Here is a 23217-nt window from a genome sequence, read left to right as displayed (position 1 = left end):
TCTGTTCCTGTTTTTTCTTTATGTACTTTTGTCTTTTAGCTTGCTTTTGCTTCCTTTTTTTACTCCCCATTGAATCCCCTCTTTTATTATATAATTCTAAATTATCATAATAAAAATCGATTTACACCAATAAATAACAATTATTCACATGTTATTTCCCCATATAAAAAAGACCCTCCTTATGAAAAGGAAGGTCTCAAATGTATTTCTATTATGATAAAGCAGGAGCTTTTTCAAGTAGCTCTTTCGCATCAGCGTATTGTAAGCCGTGAGCTTCTGCAACTGCTTCGAATGTTACATATCCATCTAATGTGTTAATACCTTTTAATAATGCAGAGTTGCCTAGGCAAGCATCTTTATAGCCTTTGTTCGCAATTTGTACTGCATATGGTACTGTTACGTTTGTTAATGCAAGAGTTGACGTACGTGGAACCGCACCTGGCATATTAGCAACTGCATAATGAACAACGCCATGTTTTTCGTAAGTTGGGTTGTCATGAGTTGTAATACGATCAGTTGTTTCGAAAATACCACCTTGGTCAATCGCAATATCTACAACGACAGAACCTGGTTCCATTGATTGAATCATTTCTTCAGTTACAAGTTTTGGCGCTTTTGCACCTGGAATTAATACTGCTCCAATAACAAGGTCAGATTCTTTAACAGCTTCTGCAATGTTGTATGGATTAGACATTAATGTTTTTACTTGGTTACCGAAAATATCATCTAATTGACGAAGACGTTCTGCACTTAAGTCAATGATTGTTACATCTGCACCTAAACCTACTGCAATCTTAGCTGCGTTTGTACCAGCTTGACCACCGCCGATGATTGTTACTTTGCCGCGTTTTACCCCTGGAACGCCTGCAAGTAAAATACCTTTACCGCCTTTGTTTTTCTCAAGGAATTGTGCACCGATTTGTGCAGACATACGACCAGCTACTTCACTCATAGGTGCAAGTAATGGTAAAGAACGATTGTCTAATTGTACTGTTTCGTATGCGATTGATGCAACTTTGTTATCGATTAATGCTTTCGTTAATTCTGGTTCTGGAGCTAAGTGTAAGTATGTGAATAAAATTAAACCTTCACGGAAATAGCCGTATTCACTTGCTACTGGCTCTTTTACCTTCATAACCATATCTTGATTCCATGCTTCTTCAGCAGTTTCTACAAGTTTCGCACCAGCTTGTACGTATTCTTCATCTGTAAAGCCAGATCCTAAACCTGCTCCTTTTTGAACAAAAACTTCGTGACCATTTTGTACTAAATGTACTGCTCCCGCTGGCGTCATTGCCACACGGTTTTCATTGTTCTTAATTTCTGTTGGAATACCGATACGCATGATTAGTTCCCCCTTGAGTTATGAAATGACCCCTGAATCATTTTTTAAAGCGCTTTCTACGCTCTTATATTTTAACATAATATCTCAATATTTGACAAAAAATAATACAAGTTTTCCGATAGATTTAATTTTATATTAAAGGACAGTATTATCCGCACCTCTCAGCACAATGGATAAACTGTCCAATTATTCGAAACTTCATCTTATTTTATTCTATCGATGTCTATGAATAACATCCACTGCACCAGTCACTTCAATAATTGTACCAGTAATCATATCGGAATCGTCCTCACATAAAAACGAAATGGTTCTTGCAATATCTTCACCTGTTCCAGATCTACCAATCGGTGTGTTATGCTCTTTCAGCTGACGTGCTTCTTGAATAGTTGCCTCTTTCATATCGCCAATAATATCACCAGGACATACCATGTTCGCAGTGATACCATACTCCGCTTCTTCATAAGCAACTGTTTTCGTTAATGAAACAAGTCCTACTTTCGCTGCGGCAAAAGCTGAACGATAAATCCATCCCGGTGCACTATCCGCCCCTTGAAATCCGTAATTAATAATACGGCCAAAGTTCTGTTTTCTCATGACCGGAACAACAAGTTTTAATAAATGAAATACCGCTGTTAAATTTCCCTGAATCATTTCATTCCATTCATTTTCTTCATAATCAACTAACTTTTTTCGTTCAAATACATATGGACCAGCATTATTAATTAAAAAGTCAATTTTGCCAAAACGGCTCATCGCTTCTTCTACTATTTTATGTAAATCTTCCTTTTTCGTGACATCTGCTTGCACGAATTGTAGACGCTCTTCCACATCTTTATATGTTTCTTTCATCGTTTCCATAGCCGTGATATCGCTATGATACGTTACTGTTACTGAATAGCCTTTAGCCAATAACTTTTCTGTTACTTGCTTTCCTAAACCTTTCGTACCGGCTGTAATGAGCGCATGTCTCACAAAACTGCCCCCTTTTAAATTGCTATACTTCATATGTAACAAGTTCTCGCTCCAATTACAACTAAAATGAATTGAAACAGAGTTTTCAAAATTCTGTAACGTTTCTGGCAAGCACGTTACCAAAATTTGTTTTATAATTAAGTTGTAAACAGTTATAAAACAGATTGGGAGGAATTTACTATGAATAATACATATACAAATATTTTAATCGCGGTGGATGGTTCTAAAGAAGCAGAAAAAGCCTTTAAAAAAGCAATCCAAGTCGCAAAGCGCAACAATGCAACATTAACAATTGCTCATATCGTTGATGTAAAAGCGTACTCAGCTGTAGAGGCTTATAGCCGTGCAATTGCTGAACGTGCAAATCTATTTGCAGAAGACTTATTAGAAGACTACAAAAAAACTGCTCTTGAAGCTGGTCTTGAAAAAATTGAAACTGTATTAGAATTTGGTAATCCTAAATCTAAAATTTCAAAAGAAATCGCTCCAAACCATAAAGTAGATTTAATTATGTGTGGCGCGACTGGTTTAAATGCTGTTGAGCGTTTCCTAATTGGTAGCGTCTCTGAACATATTATTCGCTATGCGAAATGCGATGTCCTTGTTGTTCGTGGTGATGAGGAGCAAGGTGATCTTTAATTTATAGATAAAACACCAAGTCCACATAGGCTTGGTGTTTTTCATTTTATCAACTTCACTATAAACACAAGACATGCTACGACAACAACGGTAATTGCCAACACATAGGGCGGAAGAAACTTCAAAGACCATAATGCCATCATAATCGTCGCAACCGTTAAGTACGTTCGTCTTGCACCTTCTGTCATTTTTTTACGAAATAAGAAAACGTACAAATAACCAATTGGTGGCGTAATAAAGCAAAGAACGTATATGATTTTTGATTTTAAATACCACTTTTGTTCTCCAAGTTTCTTTATATCTTCTTCTATTCTCTTATGCTCTTGTTCTTTCGCTTCTTCTACAAGCGGATTTTCCCCTTCGCCTCGCTTTTCTTTCATATAAGGAAGAAAGTGCATAAAAAAATAGTATGCGAATACGAATGCTCCAAATCCAATATTTACTCTTTCTAATGGAATATGTTCACTAAAAAAAGCAGCAGTAAGCACTACAGACAAACAGTATGTCATCATCCAAAATGAACGTTTTCTCTTTTTCCGTTCCATTTCTTTTTTGCCTTGTATATCTTTTCTTTTCGAAAGCCATATAGAAATAAAGCAATCTACTACAAATAGAGCAAAAATAAATATCGCAACGTGTACTGTTTCTAAATCCTCAAATGAAAAGATATTTGGGAATGCAACATGCAATACAATTAGCGTGTACAAGATTAGCCCTATAAAATAAATACGTCTCATTTTTCATCCCTTTCTTATTTCCTAACATTACGTTAACATACATTTTTTAGAAATAGACGGACAAAATATATATGTGTAAAAAAGGAGGATGCTATATGGATGATTCTGAACGCATTATTTTAGACGTGAACGGAAAAGAAATTGAAATGCTAGATACAATTCGCACTCATTTTAAAGAGAAACATGGCGTTGAACTAAGTAATGGTGCATTGCTTCGTGATTTGATGGATATTGAGTATATTCGAATTACAGAAGATCGACATAAGTATGATTAATTTTGGGCTATAAAAAAAAGAAGGTAAGCTTCTCTCCATCAAGATTAGCGTACCTTCTTCCCTATAAAATCAATCAACTTCTAACAAACTCTCCAACTAACCCCTTCGCCTTCTCCAAAGCGTTTTTGATTTGTTCAAACCCTGTCCCACCAGCACTGTTACGACGCTTTACAGCCGCATATGGTGAAAGAACTTCATACAAATCTTCTTCAAATAAAGAGCTCATTTCTTGATATGTTTCAAGCGGGACATCTAATAAATAAATTCCTTTTTGTGTGCAATGTAGCACTAACTTCCCAACAATTTCATGAGCTTGACGGAATGGTAGTCCTTTGTTTGCTAAGTAGTCGGCAATTTCTGTTGCGTTGGAGAAATCTTGCGTCACAGCTTGCCCCATTTTTTCTTTGTTTACAGTCATCGTTTCAAGCATGCCCGCCATAATATGAAGGCATCCTTCTACTGTTTTGACTGTATCAAACATTCCTTCTTTATCTTCTTGTAAGTCTTTATTGTAAGCGAGTGGTAATCCTTTCATTACTGTAAGTAAACTGAATAAATTACCGTATACTCTGCCTGTTTTACCACGGATTAGTTCCGCCATATCCGGATTTTTCTTTTGCGGCATAATGCTACTTCCTGTCGCGTATTGATCGCTCATTTCAATAAATTGAAACTCTTGGCTACTCCATAAAATAAGTTCTTCACAAAAGCGTGATAAGTGCATCATAAGTATAGATGAGTTACTTAAAAACTCCAGTATGAAATCACGATCACTTACTGCATCTAAACTATTCTCATAGATTCCATTAAACCCAAGAAGTTCCGCACTATATTCTCGGTCGATCGGGAATGTCGTCCCAGCTAGCGCTCCTGCTCCTAATGGGGAGATATTAATACGCTTTAATGAATCTTCATAACGATTCACATCACGCTCTAACATCCAAAAGTAAGCAAGAATATGATGAGCAAATGAAATCGGCTGGGCACGCTGCAAGTGCGTATAGCCCGGCATAATGGTTTCAATATTATTTTCTGCTTGTTGAACAAGAACAGTTTGCAATTGTTTTGTAGCTTTTATAATATGTTCTACCTTTTCTTTTAAATACAAATGCATATCTGTCGCCACTTGATCGTTACGACTTCGGCCTGTATGAAGTTTCCCTCCTACTTCACCGATTTTTTCAATTAACATCTTTTCAATATTTAAATGAATATCTTCAGCTTCAACCGAAAAATGTAATTTATTTTGTTTCACTTCTTCTAATAAATATTGAAGACCTATCTTTATTTTCTCTGCTTCTTCTTTCGTCACGATGCCCTGCTTTGCTAGCATCGTGACGTGCGCAATACTTCCTTTTATATCTTGATTTACTAATTGTTGATCGAAGGAGATGGATGCTCCGAACTCTTCAACCCATGCTTCCGCTTCTTTTGTAAAACGTCCGCCCCAAAGTTTGCTCACGCTTCCACCTTCTTTTGATTCACTTGGCTGTATACTTTCGTCGGTAAACCGAATAATGAGATGAATCCAACTGCTGCATCATGATTAAATTCATCTTGAGCAGTATATGTTGCTAATTTTTCATCGTATAAAGAGTATTCAGATTTACGTCCTTCTACAATCGCATGACCTTTAAATAATTTCACACGCACTGTACCTGTTACATTCTTTTGCGTTTCTTGTAAAAATGCATGAAGCGCTTGTTTTAAAGGTGAGAACCATAAACCGTTATAAATAAGTTCTGTTATTTTCTGTTCAATCACTGGTTTAAAATGCGCTACTTCTTTTACGTGTGTTAAATCTTCCAACTCTTTATGCGCAGTGATTAACGTCATTGCTGCTGGGCATTCGTATACTTCACGAGATTTAATACCGACAAGACGATTTTCTACGTGATCAATACGTCCAACACCGTGTTTTCCAGCAAGCGCATTTAACGTTTTAATTAATTCTGAAAGTGAATATGCAGTACCATTTAAAGTAGTCGGTACGCCTGCTTCAAATCCGATTTCTACAAACTCTGGTTTATTCGGTGTATCTTCTAATGCCAATGTCATCTCATATGCATCTTCTGGCGGCGCTGCCCATGGATCTTCTAAAATTCCACATTCGTTGCTGCGTCCCCATAAGTTTTGATCGATTGAAAACGGGCTATCTAAATTAATCGGAATTGGTACATCGTTTTCTTTTGCATATGCAATTTCTTCTTCACGTGACCATTTCCATTCACGTACAGGCGCAATCACTTCTAAGTAAGGATTTAATGCTTGGATAGAAACTTCAAAACGAACTTGGTCATTTCCTTTCCCTGTACATCCGTGTGCAACTGCAGTTGCGCCTTCTTGTTCTGCGATTTCCACTAATTTCTTCGCAATAAGCGGACGAGATAATGCAGAGACAAGAGGGTATTTCCCTTCGTATAATGTGTGTGCTTGCATCGCCATCAATGCATATTCATTCGCGAATTCTTCTTGAACATCAATCATATATGATTTAATTGCACCTACTGAAAGTGCCTTTTCTTTTACAAATGCTAAATCTTTACCTTCCCCTAAGTCTAAACAAAGCGCGATAATATCATAATTCTTCTCTTGTAACCATTTAATTGCAACGGAAGTATCAAGACCTCCGGAATATGCTAATACAACTTTTTTCTTCTCCATTTTGCATCCCCCTAAAGAATAAATATTCATTTTCTTTTATAATAATTCATACTTTACCACCTTTCACAAAATGTATCAAGAGTCATTTTCAAATTTTTTCAAACAATTTCGTCGAACTTCTTTCTGTTTTTCTGTACAATATAAGCAGGAAAACGGGGGTGAACTTATGGAAAAGTATTTCTTATACGATGAACATCTAGGAATTGAAATTCCGCATTTACAAGAAGACTGGGAAGAAATCCCCAAAAAAATGCAACATGCTATTTTACTAAAATGGGAACAAGTTCGCGGGAAAATTCCTGATCGTATAAAAGAACTTGAGCACTATATTAATACAAAACAACATTATTTAAATAACGAAGAAGACTTCGAAGTTTCTTGTAAACTAAATTCAGAAATTGCCGATCTTGCTTCCATCATTAATGACCTTTGGCTTTGGTATCGACTCACTCAAAATGTATCTGAGGGAAAAGCACACCAATGAAAAAAGCATGCCCCTCAATTACTTTGGGTCATGCTTTTTTGTCGTAACATGATTTACAATATATTTCTTGTGCTGTTTTCGCCAAACATACATCGAATGGACCAACTAATATACTTCTTTCTTTCGGCAACTTTACAAAAGCAACAAGCTCTTCTTCATATTGAATTTTTTTCTGACATGAAACGCATATTAATTCTTTTCTTTTGAACATATCTTTTAACATATCTTCACTCTCCCCTTCATCTATCTATATTAATATACTCTCATAATAGTTAAGACTTGTAAAAAAATGACACATTCCGAATCGAATGATTCATATACTATGTACAAAAGGAGGTCTAAAGCTTATGCGTGCTTTCGTTATTATCGCTTTAACTTTTTTAAGTGTGATTAGTTGGGATGCGTTTTTTAAAGATAAAAGTGATGAAAAGAATACAACTGAATAAAACCCTTTTTTTCTTACTTATTGGACAAACCGTTACAAACTGTCCAATCCTCCGAAATAACTTAGGCTTTTCTACAAAAATATTTAAACATAACATTTTTTGTAGATTCCCTCCGTTTATTGTCGGTTTCCATCCGCATACATTTTTTAAAAGTATGATATAATAGTATAAATCTTGAAGGAAGGGATTTTGATATCATGATCGCTCGAAGGAGCATGTGGCATCGTATTGACGAATCATACACGTAGCGTATTTTTTAGCTCAGATACTTTAGTCTAGCGAAAAAAATACGAGAGTGGGGAAATTATGATTGCCCGAAGGATAATTTGGCAAAAAAAAGACTCTTCTTACACATAGCGTTTTGTTTAGGACTTAATTGTTACTAACTAAACAAAACAAAGAAGAGCAGGATTGCTAAATGACGAATCCTACTCCACGTTTTGTTTAGTCGTTTTAAGACTTAAACTAAAACGAAGGTAGGGAGAATTGATGGACGAGAGGATTATTCGTTATTTCTTCAGCGACATATAGCGTAGTTAGTTTTTTCGTAAACTAACTGAAAGCTACATGTGAGCTCGTAGTTAGTTTACAACACAAAAAGGACTACTAACTACGGAAAGAAGGAATAACGATGAGGAACATCCAAAGTCGGCAAATTATTAAAGAAATTTTTATGGTTTTAATCGGTTCATTTATTTTAGCAGCAGCGCTATATCACATTCACTTCCAAAACCACTTAACAGAAGGTGGCTTTGTAGGAATTGCACTATTCATTCAAAACTTTTATGATATTTCACCATCTATTTCAACTGTATTAATGGATATCCCAATTATTTTACTATGTGCTTCATTTTTAGGTAGAAAAATGGTTGGCTATTCATTCTTAGGTTCAATTTCATTCGGAGTATTTTATTCCTTTATGGAAAATTATTCTCCATTTACGGTAGATTTATCAAATAACTTATTTATAGCTGCAGTAGTTGGCGGTGCGTTAGCTGGTATTGGACTCGGTTTTATATTGCGATTTGGCGGTGCAACCGGTGGAGACGATATTTTAACAATTGTATTAAGTAAACGAACTCGTTTTACAATTGGGCAAATTTTCTTCGTCTTTGACGCGATTGTTCTTGCGCTTTCATTATATTATTTAAATTGGACAGAAATTGCTTTTACTATTCTTTCGATTGCCGTACAGGCAAAAACATTGGATTTAATTTATTATCCAAAAACAGAAAAAACAGCAGAAAAGCAGCCAGTATCTGTTCCAATGTCCAAAAAACATGCAACAAATTAAAAAAGCGAAAGGCTTCGGCCTCTCGCTTTTTTTTTTATGCTCTTTTTTCTTTCTCGACTATATGGCGCACTTGATAAAATCTATTTGCAAATTCAGTAACGTTTCTTGTTAAACGATAATTCACTGTAGATCCAATTGCCATTCCAATTACCGGAATACCTTGGAATAATTTACGACGAAGAGCATAAATCGAAAATGTCTTCAAAATTTGTTTTAACACAACTTCAGTAGAAGCTGTTTGTAACACTGCTTCGTCTCCTTCATAAAAGAACGAATCTTCTTGTTCCAGCTCTTGCAATAAATTGTACCATGCGTATTGCTGAAGTCTTCCTGGTAGTAATGACGCGTGAAACACCTTTAACGCAAGCATCATTTCGTATGGCTTGTTCACATCATGTCCAAATGATGTTGCAATAAGTTGGACTGCCTTCACATTTAACGCGATCATAACCGGAAAATCCGCCGTTAATAATAATAAACCTCCAGCACCTGTCGCCCCGCCTTGCACAAATGAATATAGACGATGACGTGCTGTTTGCTGCTCTGCTATGTATGTTAACTGATCAATAGATAATGCTTTCAAATCTTCAAGCTGTTCAATCGATTCATCAAATAATCTCGATGTTCCTAAAATCCGATTACGTGCGTCTAACTGTGCTTGTGAACTTTGAATAAATGCATGCAAATGAAAGAGCCATCCATCTGCTTTCGTGAAGAATTCTTTTCGCTTTTTCTCAGGTAATTTCGCAACTGTAGTATGTAACCATTTATCAAACACTTTTTGAAAATCGGTCGCTTCTTGCTCAACTAATTGCGCTTCCCATTCTTTTATATTGTCTAAAATGGCTTGTTCTCGCTTCGATCGCATCGTAACAACCACCTCGTTCGATTTTTTTCTATTGTAACATATTTCTGCTTATTCTTTACAAATATGCTTGTATATCTCTTTTCACATACCCTTTATGAGTGACATAAAATAATAGCAAAAAGGATGAGATACTTCACATGAATCTATCCAATCTAAAACAAAACTATAACGCAGTATTCAGCTTAGGACAAAACTGTTGGCCTGCTTGGGCATTATATCAATTAGAATTATCACCATTTTTTGGCGTTATTGATTTTATGCTAAGTCCTTCATTAACGAAAGTAAATTTATTATTACAAAATCGATTTGACCGTTTTTTAAATTTCGAAAATCTATCCTTCATCTCATTTTGGGATGATGATGCCAAATTAAGATTAAGGGACAACCTTTATGAAATTGACTCCTGTCATGACTTTAAAACAGATGTAAACACACCAAATTATTGGCCTTCTTATACAGAAATTAAGTTAAACTATGAACATCGAATTAATCGTTTTCTAACTACAATTGAAACGGCAGAATCCATATTGTTTATTCGAACTGGAGGAACATATGAAGAAGCATGTTCCCTAGAACAAATTTTATCTCAAATCGTTACACATACATTCTCTGTCCTATTACTAATTCCTGCCGATATACCAACTATCACCCAAGAAGATTGGGGATTACAACGTACTTGCGTTATGAAATGTCCTATTATGGATGTATACCAATACAATGAAGCATTTTGGAAAGACTTATTTGATGGAATTACAGTTAGACCACACACTTAAATACACGATACTTTTATCACACCATACATTATAATCGTCCTTATACGAAACAAATAAGGAGTGATTCTATATGTATCCACGTGCAAAAGCTTTCGGTCTTGCTGTACATCAAGATCGCCTTCTCGTACAAGAATATCATACAGAAGGCGAAACATATTATCGTCCTCTTGGCGGTTCCATTGAACTGGGTGAAAAATCAGCACATACTGTTATTCGGGAGTTTACAGAAGAGCTTCATACGGAGATAGAAATCATCAATTATTTAGGTTGTTTAGAAAATGTCTTTCATCTAGATGGGGGCATTGGTCATGAAATTATTCAACTATATTCTTTGCGTTTATTAGACACGTCACTATATGAAATGAAAATATTAAATATACAAGATGAGGAAACAGTAGCGTATGCGAAATGGATTCCTATTACGGCATTCATTCAGAAAGAAAAAATATTATATCCGGATGGAGTTTTAAAATATATCCAAAAGAAAAAAGACGAAATCCTATAGGATCTCGTCTTTCTTTTCATATATTAACCAATATCTCCAAGACGTAGTACGTCACGAGCAATCATAACTTCTTCGTCAGTTGGAATTACGATAATTTTTACTGGAGAGTGTGGGAAGCTGATGAATGCTTCTTCACCGAATACGTTATTACGTTTTGCATCAAAGTATACGCCCATGTACTCAAGGCCTTCTAATACGCGCTCACGAATAATCGCACTGTTTTCACCTACACCAGCTGTGAAGATGATTGCGTCTACACCTTTCATACGAGCAGTGTAAGAACCGATGTATTTGTGGATACGGCTTACGAATACATCAAGTGCTACTTTCGCACGGTGGTCGCCTTCTTCTTCTTTCGCAATGATGTCACGTAGGTCACTAGAGTAACCAGTAAGACCTAACATACCACTCTTCTTGTTTAATACGTTAACTACTTCTTCTACTGTTTGGCCTGTTTTTTCCATGATGTATGGAATTAACGCAGGGTCAAGGTTACCAGAACGTGTACCCATTGTTACACCAGCAAGTGGAGTGAAGCCCATAGAAGTATCGATAGATTTACCGCCTTCTACTGCTGCGATACTTGCACCGTTACCTAAGTGACAAGAAAGTAAGCTTAAGCTTTCAATTGGACGACCTAATAATTCAGCCGCACGCTCAGTTACATATTTATGAGAAGTTCCGTGGAAACCGTATTTACGGATGCCGAATTTTTCATAGTACTCATACGGTAGGCTGTATAGGAATGCAGATTCCGGCATTGTTTGGTGGAATGCTGTATCGAATACTGCTACTGCTGGTACGTTTGGTAATACTTCTTGGAATGCTTTAATACCAACAACGTTTGCTGGGTTATGAAGTGGTGCTAAATCGCTTAATTCTTCGATATCAGCTAATACTTCATCAGTAATTAAAACAGAGTCAGCAAATTTTTCGCCGCCGTGAACAACACGGTGACCGATACCGCCAATCTCATCTAGAGATTTAACGATTCCGTTTTCAGTTAACTTTTTAAGAAGCATATTAACTGCTACTGCGTGATCTGGAATGTTTGTAATTTCTTTTTGTTTTTCGCCATCTACAGTAATAGTGAAGATACTATCTTCTAAACCGATACGTTCTACTAAACCTTTTGTTAATACTGTTTCACTTGGCATTTCAAATAATTGGAATTTTAAGGAAGAGCTTCCTGCGTTAATCGCGATGATTTTTGACATCTAGTCTTTCGCCCCTTTTTCTCTTGGTAGTTGTGTGGATGTTTCCACAAACCGCTCGATTTTATCTGATCAAATTCACTAAATATGAAAACGTTTCATCATTAGCAAATTTTATACTCACGATTTTAATTTAAACATCGTCCGACATATATTTCAAGTGAAAAAATTGTAACACCAAGAAAAAATATATATTACAGATTTCAAAAAAATTCAGTTAAATCTAGTATATATTTAAAAATATGACATATTATATAAAACTGTACTACATGAATCACTAACTCTGTTACATATACCCAGCTTTATTTATGTGTTGCAAACCAAGTATTTAATTGATCCATAATGTTCTCCATCGCCTTCATGTTAGAGAATTTAGGCAACTCCACTAATAACGCCTGTTTTGGCATTGTTACATTAAAGCCTTTCTTTTGGAGAACAAATATACTTTTTGCATTTTTCTCGTTTTTAAACATGGAAACAGGTAGCTGTAATAACCCTTGAATAAAGCATGTTTCTTTAATAAATGCATGTAATTTTGGTGCCTGGTCACTTTCAAAAATGAAGTTTGGTACTAAGAAGAATAAGTACCCGCCCTCTTTCGTATGTTTCACACTTTGTTCAATAAATAAGTGATGAGCATACGACATTCCTTCATCTGCTTTTAATTTATATTCACTGGCACCGATTTCGTTTGGATAGTAACCAATCGGTAAGTCTGAAACGACTGCATCAACTGGATCGATATAAAGTGGTGCTAGTCCATCTTGATGGAAGAATTCGATTGCATGCTTTTGTAAATTTGCATTTACTAAAGCAAGTTTAATTAGCACTTCATCCACTTCTACACCAAATCCACTCATTGTTAGTCCTTCTTTGGCGCTATTAAACACTGTAGTCATTAAATTTCCTGTTCCAATTGCAGGATCTAAAACTGTAATTTCGTTTTGACCTTGCATAAATTTATGGAATAAGTAACTCATGAACATCCCAACTGCATCAGGCGTCATTTCATGATTGGCTTGTACGCCTTCTTTCATTCCTTTTAAGATGGCTAACTGAAATGCTTTACGAATTTCTTCACCTTTATATGTTTCTTCATTAAACGTACTATATTCACGATTCAGCCTTTCAATTGCTGATTCGGATAATTCCTCTTGTAAAATCGCTCCCTCAAACAAGTTATCACCTGTTTCTACAAGCGCCTCTAAATATGTCACATCTAATTCTTTACGTAAAACTACCGCAGAAGAATCAAAAATAGAAAATAATGTTTCCACTGTCTGACTCACGTACATTCCTCCTTCTCTCTTTTACACATAACTTATATCATACCACAAAGTGATTTTTTCCAAAAAGAAAAAGCGACCTCCTGTAAAGAGCTCCCTCTCAAGTTATATATGATATAACGTTTTTTCTCATATATCGGCACCGTTACGCAGCGATATATGAGAAAAAACGACCTCTTTATAAGAGGTCATTTCCTTCACATTACTTTGCAGATTTAGCTGCTTCTAATGCTGCTTCATAGTTTGGATGGCTTGTACCTTCGCCTACGTATTCTACGTAAACTACTTTGTCGTTGCTATCTACTACGAATACTGCACGAGCAAGTAAACGAAGTTCTTTCATTACTAAGCCGTAAGCTTCACCGAATGAAAGGTCACGGTGGTCAGAAAGTGTTACAACATTTTCTAAACCGTTTGCTGCACACCAGCGTTTTTGAGCAAATGGTAAATCAGCGCTAATTGTTAATACTTTTGCGTTTTCAATACCTGCTGCATCTTGGTTAAAACGACGTGTTTGTGCATCACACACACCTGTGTCGATTGAAGGTACAACACTAATTAATTTTACTTCGCCTTTGTATGTTTCTAAACTTACTGGAGATAAGTCGTTTGCTAATACTTGGAAGTTTGGCGCTTGATCGCCAACTTTAACTTCTGTTCCAACTAAAGTCATTGGATTACCTTTAAAAGTTACGTTTGCCACTTGAAAATCCTCCCTTATTTAAACAAAATATGTACAATGTAAATGATAGTTTGTCCCTATCGATAATGCAAATAAAATCGCTTTATTTACAAAAAAATAAAAGAAGCTAACCTATTGATTAGCTTCTTTATTCGTTAAATTTGAAATTCAGGATCATCTTCTTTTCGTTTATCCATCATTTCTTTCACTTTATCAACAGCTTGTGGCGCTAATTCAATTATTTTATCGATGACATGCGTTTGCTTATCTAAATGTAATACTTTTACACCATCTCCATTTATAACAAGAAAGGCAACAGGATTAATAGAAACTCCTCCTCCACTTCCTCCGCCAAATGGATGACGGCCTGAATGTTCTACCCTACCAAATTCACTTCCACCAGCAGCAAATCCGAAACTTACTTTCGAAACAGTAAGAATTACACTTCCATCTGCCGCTTTAATTGGGTCACCAACAATTGTATTTACATCAGTCATTTGTTTTAAATGCTGCATTGCGGTTGTCATTAAACCTTGAATTGGATGGTCCATTCTATATCCCCCCTATGCTTGAACAGATTTTTCTGTCATACCAGATTTTTGCTGCCTCATAAATATGAGCAATTTCACCGCTGTTTTTATAGTACGAAATATACGAAAAGATGCTGTTAACTCGCATCTCGATGCAAATCCTTTCCCTTGAAAAACAGGAGTAATTTCAAATTCTGGTACATCGACAATATGCATATATTGTCCGACAACTCCAGCAGCCATTCCTTTTGTCCCCCATGCATATCCAGTGACAATTCCAGTACTAGCTGCGTCGCCTGCTCCAATTTGCGTATGCCATTTCCAACCATTGATTTTCACTCGTTTGAGAAAATCTTTAACGATAGTATGAACTTTTTGAAGCCTTTTTATCAGTTCCCCAATACTGTCAAGTTGCGCCATAATTTTATTATCTAGTCCGCCGTCCTCTTCAGCTTTTTCGATTTTCTGTCCTGTTTTTTTCTGCTGTTTTTCAATTCTTTCCAATACATCAAATGTATATCGAATCATCCATATTTTCACTTGAAATAAACATTGCTTTTCCATTTCTGAATATAAAAATGTCACCTTAAGCGATATTTTCGACAATAGTATAAGCAAAATAAAAAGGAGAAGAATTATTATTCCAATTACGAGCCACTTCATACGTATCATCCTTTCACTCCGTACCCATTATCGACAACTTTATTCATCATTAAACAGAGTTCCATAAGATTGAATATAAAAATTTTTCTAAAAATAAAAAGGTATTTTGACAATTTGTATCGAAATATATTATTTGAACATATCATCAGGGAACGGACTCTAATGATATGTAGCACGAAAAACAGAAAATTTAACTGCAGTGGAGGGATACATAATGGCAGATCGTCGCAATTTATTTTTCTTTTATGGTGATGACAAAGCAACGCTCGTTGAAAAAATGAAACCAATCTATCGTATTTTAGAAGAGAATGGATTTACCATATTAGATCATCCAAAAAATGCAAACGCTATCGTCAGTGTTGGAGATGATGCAACCTTCTTACAAGCCGTTCGTAAAACTGGTTTTAGAGAAGATTGCTTATACGCAGGGATTTCTACGAAAGATGAAACTTCGTTCTACTGCGATTTCCACATTGATCACGTTGATACAGCCCTTCAAGAAATTACAAAAAATGAAATTGAAGTGCGAAAATATCCAACAATTCAGGTAGATGTAGATCACAGTACATCTTTCCATTGTTTAAATGAGTTCTCATTACGTTCTAGCATTATTAAAACATTCGTTGTAGATGTTCACGTTGATGATTTATATTTCGAAACATTTAGAGGGGACGGTTTAGTAGTTTCTACCCCAACAGGAAGTACTGCTTACAATAAATCATTGCATGGTGCAGTTGTTGACCCACTTATTCCATGTTTCCAAGTAAGCGAACTAGCATCTTTAAACAACAACACTTACCGTACGCTCGGTTCACCGTTCATTTTAAATCACGAACGTACATTAACTTTAAAACTAAGACCAGACGGTAACGATTATCCTGTTATTGGCATGGATAACGAAGCGCTTAGCATTAAACAAGTGGAAAAAGCTGTTGTACGCTTAAGCGATAAACAAATTAAAACAGTTAAATTAAAAAATAATTCGTTCTGGGAAAAAGTACAGAGAACGTTTTTATAGGATTAAAATAACCGCAGAATTATGGAATTCCATAATTCTGCGGTTATTTATTTACCCCGATTGACGCGAACAATAATCTCTTACTATCCGGCCGTTATTCTTGTCAGTTTTTGTCGGTAAGTCGATATATTTTAATAATCGCTGATATATTTTTACACATCTTTTCTATAGACAACTCGGCCATCTATTACGGTCATTTCTACTTGTACTTCTTTTATTTCTTCTGCCTCAATTTCAAAAATATTGCGGTCTAATATTGTAAAGTCTGCTTCATATCCTTTTGTAATTTGCCCACGTTTCGCTTCTTTTCCGATTGCATAGGCACTTCCTGTTGTAAATAAAGAAACAGCCTCATAAACCGTTAATCTCTCCTCAGGCATATAGCATACACCGTCAATAAAACTTCTACGTGTAACAGCGCTATATATGCCTAAAAACGGATTCACTTGTTCAATGGGAGCATCTGAGCCACCGTTGCAGTGTAATCCTGCTTCCAGTAACGTCTTCCAAGCGTACGCATAACGAAGACGGCGCTTGCCTAGTTTTTCAATGACTGACGGAAAATCTGATGAAAGAAAGACCGGCTGTATATCGATAATGGCTTGCAAGTTTTTCATTCTTTCTATCAACTCTTCACGAGCAAGCTGACAATGAATAATGCGGTCACGTAACCCTTTTGCTGGTGGATATAATTCGAGTGCATCAATGACATATTCAAGCGATAAATCACCGATAGTATGAATCGCAACTGGCATATGTAAATCTCGTGCTTTCTTCACTAATTCCGCAAGTTCTTCACGTGAGAAAATCGCAACCCCATTTGTTTCCTTCGCATCTTCATACGGTTCACTTAATAATGCTGTTCTTCCTCCAAAAGAACCGTCAGAAAAAATTTTCATTGCCCCAAATTCAATATAATGTTCATGTTCATTTTCATATTCTTTTCGTTCATGTGCTACTTCATGGTGAACGAGCAAATGTGCTTTAAATGGCATTTCTTTTATAACGTGAGAAAACGCATTATATGTTTTTCTAAAACCACCGTAGTAATTTAAATCTTCCGTATGCCCGCCAACAAGTCCGTATTTCCAGCAATCTTTAATCGCTGTTTGCAAAGCTCTTTGTAAATACGCTTCATCAATTTCAGGCTGAACATGTTTAATTAATTCTTGTCCTTGTTCATATAAAAGTCCCGTTAACTTATTTGATGAATCCCTACCGATTTTCCCGCCTTTTGGATTTTGCGTCGCTTCTGTTATGTTCGCTTCTTGCAATATGTATGAATTCACCCATGTAACGTGACGACAAACTCGCTTTAATAAAATGGGGTGTTCTTTCGAAATTTCATCTAAATCACGCGCGTGAACATCTTTCGTATCTGTAAAGTTATTTTCATTCCATCCTTCTCCAATAATCCAAGAGCCCTTTGGAGCTTCTTCCACTCGCTTCTGAACAAGAGTAAGCACTTCACCATAAGATGTACAATTTGATAAATCTAGACGGAGTAATCTCTCTCCATGCCCAATAAGATGCATATGACTATCAACGAGACCTGGGATCATTGTTTTTCCTTCTAAATCATACAATTTCCCCATCGAATATTGGGCTTCTAGCTCTTCTTTACTCCCAATATCAACGATTATGCCGTTTTCAACGTAAATCGCATCCGCTGTTTCAGTTTCTTCCTTCATCGTGTAAATAGTGCCGCCGTACCAAATTTCTCCCATATATTTCATCTCCTCTACTTTATTGTATAGAAAAAAGCACCATTTCAAAACATGGTGCTTTTCTAAAAATTACTTTTGTTCAGTAGTAGACGTTGTAACTTGCCATTCAATATTAAATTTATCTTTTACTTGTCCGTATGCTGGGCTCCAGAATGTTTCTTGAAGTGGCATGATAACCTCTCCACCTTCTTGTAACTTATCGAATACTTCTTTTGCTTTTTCTGCATTACTAATTTGAATTGCGATTGTTACTTGAGATCCGATTGCATGTCCTTGACCTGGGAATGTATCAGAAATCATAAGATCCGTATTACCAACTTTTAAAGTAGCGTGTAAAACGCGCTCTTTCGCTTCAGCTGGAATCGGGTATTCTGGATTTTCAGGCATGTCACCAAAAGTTTGCATGACTTCTACTTTTGCATCTAAAGCCTCTTTATAAAACTGTACAGCTTCTTGCCCACTACCATCTAAAACTAAGTACGGATTAATACCTAAAATCATACGGACACCTCTTTTTTAAGTTTATAAAATCGAACTTGTGTTCGTTTTTATATTATCATTGTTTTACATTTCATTCAACTATTTACTTCACTGTTTTCAAAATTATTTTGACGGAATCTCCATCTCTTGTTTTCTAAGTTCAATACGGCGAATTTTTCCAGAAATCGTTTTTGGTAGTTCATCTACAAATTCAATTTTGCGAGGGTATTTATATGGTGCAGTGAGTTCTTTGACGTGTTGCTGGAGTGTTGGAATTAATGTTTCTTCGTTCTTTTCTATATTCTCTCTTAATACGATAAATGCCTTCACGACACTTCCGCGAATTTCATCAGGACTTGCGACAACCGCACATTCTCTTACGTAAGGATGTTTTACAAGCGCATCCTCTACTTCAAACGGCCCGATTGTATAACCAGAGCTAATAATGATATCATCACCACGTCCTTCAAACCAGAAGTAGCCATCTTCATCTTTCTTCGCTTTATCACCTGTAATATAATAATCACCGCGGAATTGCATCGCTGTACGCTCATTGTCTTTATAATATTGTTTAAAGAGTGCCGGCGTTTCAATGTGAACTGCAATATCACCAACTTCGCCTACTTTAACTGGAATACCTTCCTCATTTACGATATCGACGTGGTTACCTGGCGTTGGTTTCCCCATTGATCCTGGTCTAATATCCATCCCTTTCATTACACCAACAAGTAGTGTATTTTCCGTTTGCCCATAGCCGTCTCTTACTGTAATATCAAAGTGCTTTTGGAACGTTCCAATGACTTCTCTATTTAACGGCTCACCTGCGGATACAGCGCTATGTAACGCCTCTAAATTGTACTGACTTAAATCTTCTACCTTTGCCATTAATCTATACTCAGTCGGTGTACAACAAAGCACATTCACCTTATTATCGCCTAATAAATTTAAGTACGTTTTCGGTTCAAACTTACCGTTGTACACAAATCCTGTTGCCCCTGAACCGAGAGTTGCTAAAAACGGGCTCCAAATCCATTTTTGCCACCCTGGACTAGCCGTTGCCCATACAACATCATTCTCTTCAATTCCGAGCCAATTCGGGGCGCTTGTACGTAAATGAGCGTATGCCCACGCGTGCGTATGAACAACACCTTTCGGGTTTCCTGTCGTCCCAGACGTGTAAGATAAAAAGACCATATCTTCTTTATCTGTTTTCGCCATTTCTAACATATCACTTTCTGTTTCTAATGCTGTTTTTAAATTGATCCACCCGTCTACTGACTGCTCGCTCAGGACGAATTTTTGAAGGGATTCCATTGCTTCTATATCATCAAACTGTCCAATGTACGGCTCATAGCTTACTATCGCTTTTACTTCGCCATGTCCAATTCGATATTCAATATCTTTTTTACGCAACATTTCCGAACTTGGAATTACGACAAATCCCGCTTTAATCGCAGCGATATACGTCATGTACGCTTCAATTAAACGCGGCATCATAATAAGGAGCTTGTCCCCTTTTTGTAAGCCACTTTTTATAAAAGCGTTTCCAATTTTATTTGCCCCTTGCATTAATTCAAAATATGTAACTTCTCGTCTATTCCCTTTATCATCTTGCCAAATTAAAGCAAGCTTCTCTTTATCGTCTGTATATTTCTCTATTTCTGAAACTAAATTATAAGATGGTGGTGCCAACAATTCCTCTCTCTTCATAAACATCCTCCTTTTTCTTTATGCCTCCCTTATATAATAAAGAATTTTCAGTAAATTTTGAACCCTCTTCTTTTGACAATTTTTTTATGCTTTTGTCGAAATGAATTTATACTAATATGAACAACAAAAAGAAAGAGCGGGAGAACCCGCTCTTTCTAAGCCATCATATGGGATTATTTTTGGTAACCGCCTAATTGTTGCTCAGCTAGTGAAACTAGACGTTTAGTGATTTCACCACCAACAGAACCGTTAGCGCGAGCTGTTGCATCAGCTCCAAGTTGAACACCAAACTCTTGAGCGATTTCGTATTTCATTTGGTCTAATGCTGATTCAGCACCAGGAACCGCTAATTTATTTGTGCTACGTGACATGTTATATCACCTCCTTGTGAGTATAGAGTGTGATAAATAACATGACTTCATACACGTTTTAAATATGGTAATTTATGGTTTTAGAAAAGTTCTTCAAATTTTTCTTCTTCCGCCACTACTTCAACCGTTTGTAATACCATTGTTTCTTTGTTCGCTACAGCTTCTTCGATTAACGGTGTGAAATCGTATTTCGCTTCAAATCGATTTGCTTTTTCACGCTTCGGCTTCGTCGCCGGGCTAGCTGGTGTGAATACTGTACAGCAATCTTCGTATGGACGAATTGAAATATCATACGTGCCGATTTCTTCAGCAATTTTAATAATTTCTAATTTATCCATCGTAATAAGCGGACGAATAACTGGGTAGTTTGTTACTTCGTTAATCGTATGCATGCTATCTAATGTTTGGCTTGCTACTTGTCCAAGACTTTCACCAGTTGTGATTGCAAGTGCGTTACGCTCCTCAGCAATCTGCTCTGTAATACGCATCATCATACGGCGCATAACCGTCATTGAATAGCTAGATGGGATTTCTTTATTAATCGTTTTTTGCACTTCTGTAAACGGAATAAGGTGAAGCGTTACACGTTTACAGTATTTCGTTAACTCTTGTGCTAAATCGATTACTTTTTGTTTTGCACGCTCACTTGTGAAAGGTGGGCTATGGAAGTGAACTGCTTCCACAGATACGCCGCGTTTCATCGTTAAGTACGCTGCTACTGGGCTATCAATACCACCAGAAAGAAGTACCATTACTTTTCCGCCAACGCCAACTGGTAAACCGCCAGCTCCCATGTGCTCACCACACATAATATAGCTGTAACCACTGCGAATTTCTACACGTACATTCACATCTGGATTATGGACGTCTACTGTGATATCCTCTGTATTTTCTAAAATGTGCCCACCGATTTCTGGAAGTAACTCCATCGTCTTCATTGGGAAGCGCTTATCAGAACGGTGCACTGTAATTTTAAATGTTTTCACATCATCTTTTACTTGTAAGAACGCTGCTAATGCACCTTTTTTAATGTCTTCTAATTCTGATGGTACTTTCATCGCTAAGTTAAACTTATGAATACCAAATACGTCTTTCAATCTTTCAGAGATTGCTTCATGATCTTCACCGTTTAACTGGATGTACATACGGTCATGCGTTGCATCAATTTTAATATTTGGGAACTTTTTCAGTTTGAACTTCACGTTATCTTTTAATGTGCTTACAAATTTAGAACGGTTTTTACCTTTTGTCGTCATTTCTCCGTAACGCACTAAAATATATTCATATGTCATCATATTTCTTTACCTCATCACTTCATATAATTTTGGCATCGTCTCTTTTACAATACCTTCAAATTGTTTTACTTCTTCCATCGTGTTGTCTGGTGCCAAACTAATACGAATAGCGCTTGCAGCTGCTGCATGCGGCACTCCCATTGACACTAACACTCTGCTCACTTCATTTGCTTTTGAAGAACAAGCAGACTTCGTCGATACATATACACCGTGCTCTTCTAAAGCATGAACGACTACTTCTGGTTTTAAACCAACAAATGATACATTTAAAATGTGCGGTGCTGCATATGCAAGCGATGTATTAATCGTCACATCTTCCATCTCTTTAAAGAAGCTGACAAGCTCTGCTTGTAAACTTTGCAAATGAGCTACCTTTTCTTTCACTTGTTCCATTGTCATGCGAAGTGCTTTCACCATCGCTACAATGCCAGGTAAATTCTCTGTACCAGAGCGATACTTAAGCTCTTGTTGACCACCTGATAAAATCGGATCTAATCTTACGCCATCACGTATATAAAGAAGACCCGTTCCTTTTACACTGTGGAATTTATGTCCAGATATTGAGCAAAGATCAATATGAGAAGCATATAAATCAAGCGGTACTTTTCCTATCCCTTGTACATGATCTACATGGAATCTTATTTTCGGATGATTCGATAATAACGTTCCAATTTCAGCAACGGGCTGAATTGCTCCAGTTTCGTTGTTCACATGAATAATTGACACAAGAATCGTATCTTCACGAAGTGCTCGTTTTACATCCTCTACCGATACGACACCGTGCTCGTTAACCGGTAAATATGTTACATCAAATCCGAGTTCTTCTAATTGCTTATATGCCTCAAACACAGACGCGTGTTCAATATTTGTTGTAATGATATGTTTGCCGCGCGAACGATTCCTCATCGCTATCCCTTTAATCGCAAGGTTGTTCCCTTCCGTTCCACCTGATGTGAAAATAATTTCAGAAGGTTTAACGTGAAGAAGCTGCGCTGCAATCGTTCTTGATTGTGTTAATAGACGCTCTGCCTCTCCTCCAAGCGAATGAATAGAAGAAGGATTACCAAAATATTTCCCAGCAACCGTCACGTACGATTGAAGAGCTTCTGGATATGGCTTCGTCGTCGCACTATTATCAAAATAGATCATCGTTCTTCCCCTTTCAGCGCTATCACATCATATAATCATATCATAAATACGTGTCATTACGCTAAGACTACGCAAAGGTTCCGTTTTATC

At 36.6% G+C, this 23217-nt stretch carries 25 protein-coding genes; 7 read left to right on the top strand and 18 right to left on the bottom strand.

Annotation, left to right across the window (positions count from 1 at the left end; all coding sequences use genetic code 11):
• Positions 1-211: 211 nt before the first annotated feature.
• Together ald and BUA87_RS17990 are read right to left on the bottom strand one after the other, a co-directional pair.
• The gene (gene ald / locus BUA87_RS17995; RefSeq protein ID WP_001219401.1) at positions 212-1345 is read right to left on the bottom strand and encodes an alanine dehydrogenase; all 1134 of its coding nucleotides are present in this window, start codon (positions 1343-1345) and stop codon (positions 212-214) included.
• Positions 1346-1558: 213 nt separating this feature from the next.
• Positions 1559-2350: an SDR family oxidoreductase gene (locus tag BUA87_RS17990; protein ID WP_072940483.1), complete on the bottom strand. Its 792-nt coding sequence runs from the start codon at positions 2348-2350 to the stop codon at positions 1559-1561.
• A gap of 147 nt (positions 2351-2497) precedes the next feature.
• On the opposite strand from BUA87_RS17990, the gene BUA87_RS17985 reads away from it, so the two are divergent.
• Positions 2498-2956 carry a universal stress protein gene (locus tag BUA87_RS17985; protein ID WP_001066672.1) on the top strand — a complete coding sequence of 153 codons (459 nt, stop codon included), beginning with the start codon at positions 2498-2500 and terminating at the stop codon, positions 2954-2956.
• A 41-nt stretch (positions 2957-2997) separates the two neighbouring features.
• Here the strand turns inward: BUA87_RS17985 and BUA87_RS17980 are convergent, their stop codons facing one another.
• Positions 2998-3693, bottom strand: a complete 696-nt coding sequence (locus tag BUA87_RS17980) for a hypothetical protein (RefSeq protein ID WP_001252888.1) — start codon at positions 3691-3693, stop codon at positions 2998-3000.
• Positions 3694-3788: 95 nt separating this feature from the next.
• Here BUA87_RS17980 and BUA87_RS17975 point away from each other — a divergent pair, with 95 nt between their 5' ends.
• Positions 3789-3968 (top strand): hypothetical protein, encoded by a 180-nt coding sequence (locus tag BUA87_RS17975; protein ID WP_000342760.1) that lies wholly within the window; start codon positions 3789-3791, stop codon positions 3966-3968.
• A 73-nt stretch (positions 3969-4041) separates the two neighbouring features.
• On the opposite strand, the gene argH is transcribed toward BUA87_RS17975, so the two are convergent.
• Positions 4042-5430, bottom strand: coding sequence for an argininosuccinate lyase (argH, locus tag BUA87_RS17970; protein WP_065229430.1), 1389 nt, complete (start codon positions 5428-5430; stop codon positions 4042-4044).
• Positions 5427-6632, bottom strand: coding sequence for an argininosuccinate synthase (locus BUA87_RS17965; RefSeq protein ID WP_000412317.1), 1206 nt, complete (start codon positions 6630-6632; stop codon positions 5427-5429). Before BUA87_RS17965 ends, argH begins: the two co-directional genes overlap by 4 nt.
• Before the next feature lie 166 nt (positions 6633-6798).
• Here BUA87_RS17965 and BUA87_RS17960 point away from each other — a divergent pair, with 166 nt between their 5' ends.
• The gene (locus BUA87_RS17960) at positions 6799-7116 is read left to right on the top strand and encodes a radical SAM protein (RefSeq protein ID WP_065229431.1); all 318 of its coding nucleotides are present in this window, start codon (positions 6799-6801) and stop codon (positions 7114-7116) included.
• Positions 7117-7144: 28 nt separating this feature from the next.
• On the opposite strand, the gene BUA87_RS17955 is transcribed toward BUA87_RS17960, so the two are convergent.
• Complete coding sequence (locus tag BUA87_RS17955) at positions 7145-7339, bottom strand: hypothetical protein (protein ID WP_000910278.1); 195 nt, start codon at positions 7337-7339, stop codon at positions 7145-7147.
• A gap of 854 nt (positions 7340-8193) precedes the next feature.
• Between BUA87_RS17955 and BUA87_RS17945 the strand changes: the two genes are divergently transcribed.
• Entirely contained in the window at positions 8194-8856 is a 663-nt protein-coding gene (locus BUA87_RS17945) for a YitT family protein (protein WP_001244515.1), read from the top strand.
• Positions 8857-8890: 34 nt separating this feature from the next.
• Here the strand turns inward: BUA87_RS17945 and BUA87_RS17940 are convergent, their stop codons facing one another.
• Entirely contained in the window at positions 8891-9724 is an 834-nt protein-coding gene (locus tag BUA87_RS17940) for an EcsC family protein (RefSeq protein ID WP_001256853.1), read from the bottom strand.
• Between the two features lie 137 nt (positions 9725-9861).
• On the opposite strand from BUA87_RS17940, the gene BUA87_RS17935 reads away from it, so the two are divergent.
• Together BUA87_RS17935 and BUA87_RS17930 are read left to right on the top strand one after the other, a co-directional pair.
• Complete coding sequence (locus BUA87_RS17935) at positions 9862-10497, top strand: DUF1796 family putative cysteine peptidase (RefSeq protein ID WP_001054296.1); 636 nt, start codon at positions 9862-9864, stop codon at positions 10495-10497.
• Positions 10498-10567: 70 nt separating this feature from the next.
• Positions 10568-11002: an NUDIX hydrolase gene (locus BUA87_RS17930; protein WP_016512247.1), complete on the top strand. Its 435-nt coding sequence runs from the start codon at positions 10568-10570 to the stop codon at positions 11000-11002.
• Positions 11003-11025: 23 nt separating this feature from the next.
• On the opposite strand, the gene ackA is transcribed toward BUA87_RS17930, so the two are convergent.
• The 5 genes from ackA to BUA87_RS17905 form a co-directional block, all read right to left on the bottom strand.
• Positions 11026-12219, bottom strand: coding sequence for an acetate kinase (gene ackA, locus BUA87_RS17925; RefSeq protein ID WP_000034575.1), 1194 nt, complete (start codon positions 12217-12219; stop codon positions 11026-11028).
• A gap of 299 nt (positions 12220-12518) precedes the next feature.
• Entirely contained in the window at positions 12519-13505 is a 987-nt protein-coding gene (locus tag BUA87_RS17920) for a class I SAM-dependent methyltransferase (protein WP_072940404.1), read from the bottom strand.
• 199 nt (positions 13506-13704) lie between these two features.
• Complete coding sequence (tpx, locus tag BUA87_RS17915) at positions 13705-14205, bottom strand: thiol peroxidase (RefSeq protein ID WP_000024527.1); 501 nt, start codon at positions 14203-14205, stop codon at positions 13705-13707.
• A 134-nt stretch (positions 14206-14339) separates the two neighbouring features.
• On the bottom strand, positions 14340-14735 hold the full coding sequence (gene ytfJ, locus BUA87_RS17910) for a GerW family sporulation protein (RefSeq protein WP_000350007.1): 396 nt from the start codon (positions 14733-14735) through the stop codon (positions 14340-14342).
• 12 nt (positions 14736-14747) lie between these two features.
• Positions 14748-15386, bottom strand: a complete 639-nt coding sequence (locus BUA87_RS17905; RefSeq protein ID WP_002094156.1) for a DUF2953 domain-containing protein — start codon at positions 15384-15386, stop codon at positions 14748-14750.
• Positions 15387-15591: 205 nt separating this feature from the next.
• On the opposite strand from BUA87_RS17905, the gene BUA87_RS17900 reads away from it, so the two are divergent.
• Positions 15592-16395 (top strand): NAD kinase, encoded by an 804-nt coding sequence (locus BUA87_RS17900; RefSeq protein ID WP_000785186.1) that lies wholly within the window; start codon positions 15592-15594, stop codon positions 16393-16395.
• Between the two features lie 152 nt (positions 16396-16547).
• Here the strand turns inward: BUA87_RS17900 and BUA87_RS17895 are convergent, their stop codons facing one another.
• The 6 genes from BUA87_RS17895 to BUA87_RS17870 all read right to left on the bottom strand — a co-directional run bounded on the left by BUA87_RS17895 (position 16548) and on the right by BUA87_RS17870 (position 23127).
• Positions 16548-18122 carry an amidohydrolase gene (locus tag BUA87_RS17895; RefSeq protein ID WP_072940401.1) on the bottom strand — a complete coding sequence of 525 codons (1575 nt, stop codon included), beginning with the start codon at positions 18120-18122 and terminating at the stop codon, positions 16548-16550.
• A gap of 69 nt (positions 18123-18191) precedes the next feature.
• A complete protein-coding gene (locus tag BUA87_RS17890) occupies positions 18192-18623 on the bottom strand; it encodes a VOC family protein (protein ID WP_000600350.1) in 432 nt (143 codons plus the stop codon).
• 102 nt (positions 18624-18725) lie between these two features.
• On the bottom strand, positions 18726-20312 hold the full coding sequence (locus tag BUA87_RS17885) for an acyl-CoA synthetase MbcS (RefSeq protein WP_072940398.1): 1587 nt from the start codon (positions 20310-20312) through the stop codon (positions 18726-18728).
• A 173-nt stretch (positions 20313-20485) separates the two neighbouring features.
• Positions 20486-20683 (bottom strand): alpha/beta-type small acid-soluble spore protein, encoded by a 198-nt coding sequence (locus tag BUA87_RS17880; RefSeq protein WP_000091640.1) that lies wholly within the window; start codon positions 20681-20683, stop codon positions 20486-20488.
• An 80-nt stretch (positions 20684-20763) separates the two neighbouring features.
• Complete coding sequence (gene thiI / locus BUA87_RS17875) at positions 20764-21978, bottom strand: tRNA uracil 4-sulfurtransferase ThiI (protein ID WP_000989274.1); 1215 nt, start codon at positions 21976-21978, stop codon at positions 20764-20766.
• A 6-nt stretch (positions 21979-21984) separates the two neighbouring features.
• The gene (locus tag BUA87_RS17870) at positions 21985-23127 is read right to left on the bottom strand and encodes a cysteine desulfurase family protein (protein WP_000638976.1); all 1143 of its coding nucleotides are present in this window, start codon (positions 23125-23127) and stop codon (positions 21985-21987) included.
• Between the last annotated feature and the right edge of the window lie 90 nt (positions 23128-23217).

Source organism: Bacillus sp. bc15, assembly GCF_900142585.1.
Classification (GTDB): domain Bacteria; phylum Bacillota; class Bacilli; order Bacillales; family Bacillaceae_G; genus Bacillus_A; species Bacillus_A cereus.
This window is presented reverse-complemented; position numbering and strand designations above follow the sequence as displayed.

Coding starts and splice junctions, on each gene's coding strand:
- ald (WP_001219401.1), bottom strand. CDS start 1,345: ATGCGTATCGGTATTCCAACAGAAATTAAGAACAATGAAAACCGTGTG.
- BUA87_RS17990 (WP_072940483.1), bottom strand. CDS start 2,350: ATGAAGTATAGCAATTTAAAAGGGGGCAGTTTTGTGAGACATGCGCTC.
- BUA87_RS17985 (WP_001066672.1), top strand. CDS start 2,498: ATGAATAATACATATACAAATATTTTAATCGCGGTGGATGGTTCTAAA.
- BUA87_RS17980 (WP_001252888.1), bottom strand. CDS start 3,693: ATGAGACGTATTTATTTTATAGGGCTAATCTTGTACACGCTAATTGTA.
- BUA87_RS17975 (WP_000342760.1), top strand. CDS start 3,789: ATGGATGATTCTGAACGCATTATTTTAGACGTGAACGGAAAAGAAATT.
- BUA87_RS17965 (WP_000412317.1), bottom strand. CDS start 6,632: ATGGAGAAGAAAAAAGTTGTATTAGCATATTCCGGAGGTCTTGATACT.
- BUA87_RS17960 (WP_065229431.1), top strand. CDS start 6,799: ATGGAAAAGTATTTCTTATACGATGAACATCTAGGAATTGAAATTCCG.
- BUA87_RS17955 (WP_000910278.1), bottom strand. CDS start 7,339: ATGTTAAAAGATATGTTCAAAAGAAAAGAATTAATATGCGTTTCATGT.
- BUA87_RS17945 (WP_001244515.1), top strand. CDS start 8,194: ATGAGGAACATCCAAAGTCGGCAAATTATTAAAGAAATTTTTATGGTT.
- BUA87_RS17940 (WP_001256853.1), bottom strand. CDS start 9,724: ATGCGATCGAAGCGAGAACAAGCCATTTTAGACAATATAAAAGAATGG.
- BUA87_RS17935 (WP_001054296.1), top strand. CDS start 9,862: ATGAATCTATCCAATCTAAAACAAAACTATAACGCAGTATTCAGCTTA.
- BUA87_RS17930 (WP_016512247.1), top strand. CDS start 10,568: ATGTATCCACGTGCAAAAGCTTTCGGTCTTGCTGTACATCAAGATCGC.
- ackA (WP_000034575.1), bottom strand. CDS start 12,219: ATGTCAAAAATCATCGCGATTAACGCAGGAAGCTCTTCCTTAAAATTC.
- ytfJ (WP_000350007.1), bottom strand. CDS start 14,735: ATGGACCATCCAATTCAAGGTTTAATGACAACCGCAATGCAGCATTTA.
- BUA87_RS17905 (WP_002094156.1), bottom strand. CDS start 15,386: ATGATACGTATGAAGTGGCTCGTAATTGGAATAATAATTCTTCTCCTT.
- BUA87_RS17900 (WP_000785186.1), top strand. CDS start 15,592: ATGGCAGATCGTCGCAATTTATTTTTCTTTTATGGTGATGACAAAGCA.
- BUA87_RS17895 (WP_072940401.1), bottom strand. CDS start 18,122: ATGGGAGAAATTTGGTACGGCGGCACTATTTACACGATGAAGGAAGAA.
- BUA87_RS17890 (WP_000600350.1), bottom strand. CDS start 18,623: ATGATTTTAGGTATTAATCCGTACTTAGTTTTAGATGGTAGTGGGCAA.
- BUA87_RS17885 (WP_072940398.1), bottom strand. CDS start 20,312: ATGAAGAGAGAGGAATTGTTGGCACCACCATCTTATAATTTAGTTTCA.
- BUA87_RS17880 (WP_000091640.1), bottom strand. CDS start 20,683: ATGTCACGTAGCACAAATAAATTAGCGGTTCCTGGTGCTGAATCAGCA.
- thiI (WP_000989274.1), bottom strand. CDS start 21,978: ATGATGACATATGAATATATTTTAGTGCGTTACGGAGAAATGACGACA.
- BUA87_RS17870 (WP_000638976.1), bottom strand. CDS start 23,127: ATGATCTATTTTGATAATAGTGCGACGACGAAGCCATATCCAGAAGCT.